The 7054-nt window shown below is 35.7% G+C and carries 6 protein-coding genes; 2 read left to right on the top strand and 4 right to left on the bottom strand.

Going from position 1 to position 7054, the window contains the following annotated elements:
* Together Q7P22_RS07900 and argH are read left to right on the top strand one after the other, a co-directional pair.
* Positions 1-1065: argininosuccinate synthase (locus Q7P22_RS07900; protein WP_303862808.1), on the top strand; the 1065-nt coding region annotated here is incomplete at its 5' end.
* Between the two features lie 23 nt (positions 1066-1088).
* Complete coding sequence (gene argH, locus Q7P22_RS07895; protein ID WP_303862811.1) at positions 1089-2471, top strand: argininosuccinate lyase; 1383 nt, start codon at positions 1089-1091, stop codon at positions 2469-2471.
* A gap of 38 nt (positions 2472-2509) precedes the next feature.
* On the opposite strand, the gene Q7P22_RS07890 is transcribed toward argH, so the two are convergent.
* The 4 genes from Q7P22_RS07890 to Q7P22_RS07875 form a co-directional block, all read right to left on the bottom strand.
* Positions 2510-3199 (bottom strand): TIGR03936 family radical SAM-associated protein, encoded by a 690-nt coding sequence (locus Q7P22_RS07890; protein WP_303862806.1) that lies wholly within the window; start codon positions 3197-3199, stop codon positions 2510-2512.
* Positions 3180-5036, bottom strand: coding sequence for a TIGR03960 family B12-binding radical SAM protein (locus Q7P22_RS07885; protein ID WP_303862804.1), 1857 nt, complete (start codon positions 5034-5036; stop codon positions 3180-3182). The genes Q7P22_RS07890 and Q7P22_RS07885 overlap by 20 nt, the downstream gene beginning before the upstream one ends.
* 122 nt (positions 5037-5158) lie before the next feature.
* Complete coding sequence (locus Q7P22_RS07880) at positions 5159-6004, bottom strand: site-2 protease family protein (RefSeq protein WP_303862802.1); 846 nt, start codon at positions 6002-6004, stop codon at positions 5159-5161.
* Positions 6005-6014: 10 nt separating this feature from the next.
* The gene (locus Q7P22_RS07875; protein ID WP_303862800.1) at positions 6015-6764 is read right to left on the bottom strand and encodes a M23 family metallopeptidase; all 750 of its coding nucleotides are present in this window, start codon (positions 6762-6764) and stop codon (positions 6015-6017) included.
* Positions 6765-7054: the final 290 nt, after the last annotated feature.

Raw genomic sequence — 7054 nt, 5'->3', positions numbered from 1 at the left:
GAAGAAAGAGCTCTTTCTTCTGGAGCAAGCAAATTGTACATTGACGATGTGACAGAAGAATTTGTTCAAGATTACGTATACCCTACTATGAAAGCTGGAGCAGTATACGAAGACAAATACTTACTTGGAACATCCATAGCAAGACCACTTATTGCTCAAAGGTTAGTTCACTACGCTTTATTAGAAAATGCAGTTGCCATTTGCCACGGTGCTACAGGAAAAGGAAACGATCAAGTGCGATTTGAACTCACTATTAATGCATTAGCTCCTCACTTACAAATCATCGCACCTTGGAGAATTTGGGATATAAAATCTCGTGAAGATTCTATTAACTATTGCTTACAACATGACATTAAGTTAAATATGAATAAAGAAACCAGCTACAGTAGGGACCGAAATCTTTGGCATATTAGCCACGAAGGGCTTGAGCTTGAAGATCCATCTATCGAACCAGATTATTCAAAAATTCTTCAATTGACAAATACTCTTGAAGATGCTCCTAATGAAGCTGAATACCTAGAAATAGAATTTGAAAAAGGTATCCCAGTAAAATTAAATGGAAAAGCTTTAAATGGCACAGATATGATTTCTGAATTAAACAAAATTGGTGGGAAACACGCTATCGGCATCATCGACTTAGTAGAGAACCGAGTTGTAGGTATGAAATCAAGAGGTGTTTATGAAACTCCTGGTGGAACGATTCTTTATAGAGCACATCAAGAATTAGAACATCTATGCTTAGACAAGCAAACGTACTCTTTTAAGCAAATGCTAGCCATCAAATACGCAGAATTAGTCTACAGTGGCGAATGGTTCACACCACTTCGTGAAGCACTAGAAGCATTCGTAGACAACACTCAAGAGACCGTAACAGGTGTTGTCAAATTAAAACTTTACAAAGGCAATATGATTTCTGCTGGTGCAACTTCACCTTACTCTCTATATAATGAAGAAATTGCAAGCTTTACTACGGGCGATCTTTACGATCATAAAGATGCAGAAGGCTTTATTCGATTATTTGGCTTGCCATTACGAGTAAGAGCGTTGATGAAAGAGAAAAAATAAAACGAAGGATGTGAATGAACTCCATGAAACTTTGGGGAGGTAGATTTACTAAAGAAACAAGCCAATTGACAGATGACTTTAATTCTTCTATACATTTTGACCATATCCTATACAAGTATGATATCTACGGTAGCATCGCTCATGCTACTATGTTAGGAAAACAAAATATCATTAGCAATGAGGAAGCCGCTCTCATTGTAAGTGGGTTAAAAGAAATATTACAAGATATAGAAGATAACAAAGTTGAATTTGATGTATCTGCTGAAGATATTCACATGAATGTAGAAAAACTTCTTATCGAAAAAATTGGCGATACAGGCAAGAAGCTCCATACAGGAAGAAGCCGAAATGATCAAGTTGCATTAGATGTAAGAATGTACGTAAAAGATAAGGTTTTATATATAGATAGGTTGCTTCATGAATTACAAGAGACCATCATCAAGATTGCAAAAGACAATATCGATACCATTATGCCTGGTTATACGCATCTACAAAAGGCCCAGCCTATTACCCTAGCTCATCACGTATTAGCGTATTTTGAGATGTTTAAAAGGGACCGAGAACGATTGATGGACTGTTACAAGAGGACCAATGTGCTACCTTTAGGTGCAGGTGCCCTAGCCACAACGACTTATCCCTTAGATCGTACTTATGTAGCCACCCTTTTAGATTTTGATGGAATTACTATGAACAGCATTGATTCCGTATCAGATCGTGACTTTTCTATTGAATTTATGAGTGCAATGTCTCTAATCATGATGCACTTAAGTAGATTTAGCGAGGAGATCATCTTTTGGTGCTCAGATGAGTTTAAATTTGTGCAGTTAGATGATGAGTACAGCACAGGTAGCAGTATTATGCCTCAAAAGAAAAATCCTGATATAGCAGAACTAGTACGTGGAAAAACCGGAAGAGTTTATGGAAATCTACTAGGACTTTTGACTACTATGAAAGGTCTTCCCCTTGCTTATAACAAAGATATGCAGGAGGACAAAGAATCTTTATTTGATAGCGTAAGTACCTTATCTATGGCTATACCTATCTTTACGAAGATGATTGACACTATGAAAGTCAATAAAGAAAATATGTATCATTCTGCTGGAAAAGGATTCACCAATGCTACAGACGCTGCCGACTGGTTAGTTAAAAATCAAGTTCCATTTAGAGAAGCTCATGCTATTATCGGAAAATTAGTCCTTTATGCAATTGAGAAAAACAAGACCTTAGAAGAGCTTTCACTTGAAGAATACAAAGAAGTCTCACCTATCTTTAACGAAACCATCTACGACAGCATTACCTTAGAAGCCTGTGTAAACAATCGAAAAGTAGACGGCGGCCCATCGCGAGAAAGCGTAGAAAAGGTAATCTTTATTAATGAAAATTATCTTTTGAATGAAAAGAAATGAAAAAAATCTCAGCTCAGCTGAGATTTTTTCTTATTACCTTATTTAAGATCGATCTTTTCACCATTCACAAGCATTTCCACTCGGTGAATCTTCGCCTTTGGAAATTCTTTAAAAATTTTATATTCTCTAATCATATAGTCCAAAAGGAGTTGAGGGTTTAGATTGTCTATGCTTCCCATACTGAGAACCATATCTACATGTGCTTTATTATCGCTAACCCCATCTAATTCTAACTTCTTAATATAGGACCGTATATTTTTTGTTACGAATTTTCCTTTTTTATTTTTTCTGGTCAATTCTAAAACATCTTTCTTTAGAATTTCTTCAAATACTTCTCGGATTTTATTTTCTGTCACATCGTCTTCTATAGGAACTTCTACTTTTAAAATCCCCTCTGTAATAACAGAGGCCAAAGATTTTACTGGCTCCTCAAAAATCTTTACTGCTACTATTTTTAAGCCTTTTGGAGCATGCTCATTTAATAATAATTTTAGTTTTCCAGCGTCCACAGGGGCTACAAGCTCTACGTCTAAATACTCTCCCTCGCTTGTCATGCCTACAGGCATGGCCATAGCATAGGATACCTTCAAATGGGGATTAAACCCTTGAGAAAATGCTACATCAATCCCTGCTCGATTGAGCAACCTATGAAAACTTCTTTGAAAATCTAAATGAGAGATATATTTGATCTCGTTACCTTTTGCATATTTAATTCGAGCCAAAGTCATTACATACCCACCTCCCTGAAAAACTAGTAATACCACAGTTTGAACAATCGTTTCTACAATATTCTGTAGTAGTCTCTTCAAAAGCTCTCTTCTTCTCTTTTAACAAGAACTCCTTGCTTACACCAGCATCTATTATATCCCAAGGCAATATTTCGTCTTCTCTTCTGTTGGCTTGGGCATAATCTTCTGGATTAATACCACATTCTTCAAAAGCTTCCATCCAGAGATCATACTTAAAGATTTCTCTCGTATCGTCAAACTTACATCCTTTTTTCCACGCTGTATATAAGACTTTACCTATTCTTCGGTCTCCTCTTGCAAAGACGCCTTCTAAAACGCTTAGGCCTGGTTCATGCCAATTGTAACTAATCTTTCTGTTCTTAAGTCTAGACTTTAAGTAGTTTTGCTTTTCGATGATTTCCTCAATGCTATTTTGCCCTTCCCATTGGAAAGGTGTAAAAACTTTTGGAACAAAAGAAGATGTACTGATCACAATTTTTACATTTCTGTTCTTTTTAGGGCTTTGTGTATTATAATATCTATCTAAGACTTTTTCTGCCAAATTGGCTATACCTTCAATATCTTCCATGGTTTCTGTAGGTAACCCAATCATAAAGTATAATTTTATATGACCCCAACCAGCCTCAAAAGCTTCTGAAACAGTAGTTAGCAAGTCTTCTTCCGTAACCCCTTTATTGATGACATCTCTTAATCTTTGAGTTCCTGCTTCTGGAGCAAAGGTTAATCCCGACTTTCTAACCTTTTGAAGCTCATCCGCTAAACCAATAGAAAAGGTATCGATTCGAAGAGAAGGCAAACTGACAGAAACCTTTTTTTCCTCATACTCTTTCAAATAATGGATTAACTCTGGCAATTTTGAATAATCTGTAGTACTTAAAGAAGATAATGAAATTTCATCATAACCTGTGGCCTCTAATAGTTTTCTCGCATCTTCTTTTAAACGTTCGGGGCTCTTTTCCCTCATTGGCCGATAAATCATACCCGCTTGACAGAATCTACAGCCCCGTGTACAGCCTCTAAACACCTCTAACATAATACGGTCATGAACAGTCTGTATATAAGGTAAAATGATTTTATCTGGAAAAGATACCTTGTCCAAATTTTCAATATACCTCTTTTGAATTTTTTCTGGAGCACCTTCTACAAGGGGCTTTACTTGCGAAATTGCTCCTTCTTCATTGTATTCTACATCATAGAATGAAGGAATATACACCCCTTTTAAAGTCATAAACTTCTTTAATAAATCTTTTCTACTTGTGCCTTTATTCCTCTTATATACATCTATAAGCTCTAAAAGGACTTCCTCTGCTTCACCTACTACTACAATATCTACAAAATCGGCTAAAGGCTCCGTATTGAAAGCACAAGGTCCACCTACTATAATAAAGGGATCTTCTTCTCCTCTATCTTTGCTAAAAATAGGAATCTGGCCAAGGTCTAACATATTTAATATATTAGAAAAGGACATCTCATACTGTAAAGTAAATCCTACAAAATCAAAGTCTGATAGCTTATCCTTGCTTTCAAGTGTATACAGAGGTATATCATTTTCTCTCATGACCTTTTCCATATCAATCCACGGAGCAAAAGTTCGCTCACAGTAAACTGCTTCTTGCTCATTGAGGAGATGATATAAAATTTTCATACCCAAATGACTCATTCCTACTTCATATATATCAGGAAAGGCAAAGGCAAAGTGGATTGTATCTGCAGTAATATCTTTTTCTACTACATTTAACTCATTCCCAACATAACGCCCAGGACTTTCCACTAATGGCAACAAGTCATCTAATTTATCTAAAAACTCTTTCTTCATGTATTTCTCCTTATCATTAGCTTGTTTTTCTAGAATTTAATTATATAGGATTCTGTTTTAAAGTCAAGAAAAGCGCCCTTTTGAACGGTAGTTGAACAACTGATTTAACATTAAGCTTTCAGCTAATTGAGTAAATCCCGAACCCGTCCATCATACCCACACTGAATAATCCCCTCAATAACATCTTCTTCTGTAATGGTTGTTATGTACTTGCTTCCATCAAGGATATCGATAAAATAGTACCGATTTCCATCAAAATTGCTCATAAGCTTTTTTAAACTTGAATTGACATTTGTACATATTCTTTCACTTTTTACGATTTGATTTTTCTTATGGGCTCTTTTTCTTTTCGTCATTTCCCATTCCATTGCCCTTATCAGGATATTCTTTCTTTCTTTTGCACTTTCAACAAAAAGAAAAGCGCCTACAATACCATAACTAATATTGTAGATGTCATATGCTAGGGAATAAATCGTAATAATCAATAAAAAGACAGCAAATAGCTGGGTTATAATGAGCATGATTTTGGTGGATTTTATATTGCCAAGTACTTTAGAGAGGGTTACGCGAAAAATCACGCTTCCGTCCAAAGGGTGAAAAGGTAAAATATTAAGAAATCCTATGCATAAATTTGCAAATAGGATTTCATTATATAAGGAAAAGTAATATATTTTATATGCTTTCAGTGTATATAGTATTACAGACAAAATAATATTTGTCAGTGGACCTGATAGATAAATAAAGAACTTCTGATGATCTTCTAAATAGCTATCATCCATCTTCATCTTACATCCAAAAGGCATAAACTCTAGGTATTCAATGGGAGCATCATAGTACTTTGCTACTAAATAATGAGCCAAATCATGAATACACACAGCTATAAAAAACACACACAAATTCTCTAGACCACCAAAAAAGCCTGCAAAAAACAAGACAGGTAAAAGTGATAGGTTTACTTTTGACTTCATAAAAACCTCTTTATTGTTCTTCCCCTGTATTAAAGAACGCATTAGGATCTACAGCAGTATTGTCTTTCCAAATTTCAAAAAACAAGAGCTTAGAAATCTCTTCATTAGCTTCAATCGTTCCTAATTCTTGACCTCTTGTGATTGACTGGCCTTCTTTAATGCTTAGATTTTCTATTCCATCATAGACACTTTTGTATTGATTTTGATGTTGTAGAACTACTCTACTCCCCTGATATGTACTATCCATAATATTTAGAACCGTTCCGTCCATAGAGGCTAAGACTCCTTGGGTTTCAAATAGTGAGTATTCAATGCCTCTAGGTTCAATTTTTGTATTAAATACTGGATGAATCTTCTCTTCAAATGCACTGCTCAAATGACCCCTTACAGGTTCTAAAAATGGCTCATCAAAGTCGCTATTAAATACGGGGACTTCTTCTCTCCCTATAAGGCCAGAAACTTTTTGCTCAAATAAGGCAACCATATCCCCTTTTAAGAGCTCATTCCATTGCACCTGATAAGAAATCGCCTTTCCAATTTCCCCAGTAAGTTCCTTTGAAAATGAATCTTCAAGATTGCTCAAGAAAAAGATTCCTACTAAGAGGACCACACAAATCCCTGTTTTTACAACAAATTTACTAGAGCCCGTCTCCTCCTCATATTGATTATGTCTATAGTAATAACTGCCGTTGGCACCACTATTGCTCCTTGGTCTTGCTTCTAATTTTATCCGTTGATTATTGGATTTTCGATTGTTCATAAAATCAATTCTCCCCCTATCGTACTTTATACAAATATATTCGTGGGAGATGGAATTATGCATAAAAAGTGCCGGAGGCACTTTTTAGTTAAGCATAGCCTAGGGTCACCCCTTTAGGGTCCGTTTTATGTTCTACGTTCTAAGTAGTCACGGTATTCCTATTAAGAAAAAACTCAGGTCACCAAAGGTGACCTAAGCGCTTTTACATAGAACTTACAACTTACATCGTAGAACTCTCACCTAAAAAAGCAGACCAAAGTCTGCTTTTTTAGGTGAAATCTATATACCGT

It is taken from the genome of Alkalibaculum bacchi (genome assembly GCF_937875145.1).
Taxonomy (GTDB): Bacteria; Bacillota; Clostridia; order Eubacteriales; family Alkalibacteraceae; genus Alkalibaculum; species Alkalibaculum bacchi_A.
Note: the sequence above shows the minus strand (reverse complement) of the source record. Positions and strands in the feature narration are given on the sequence as shown.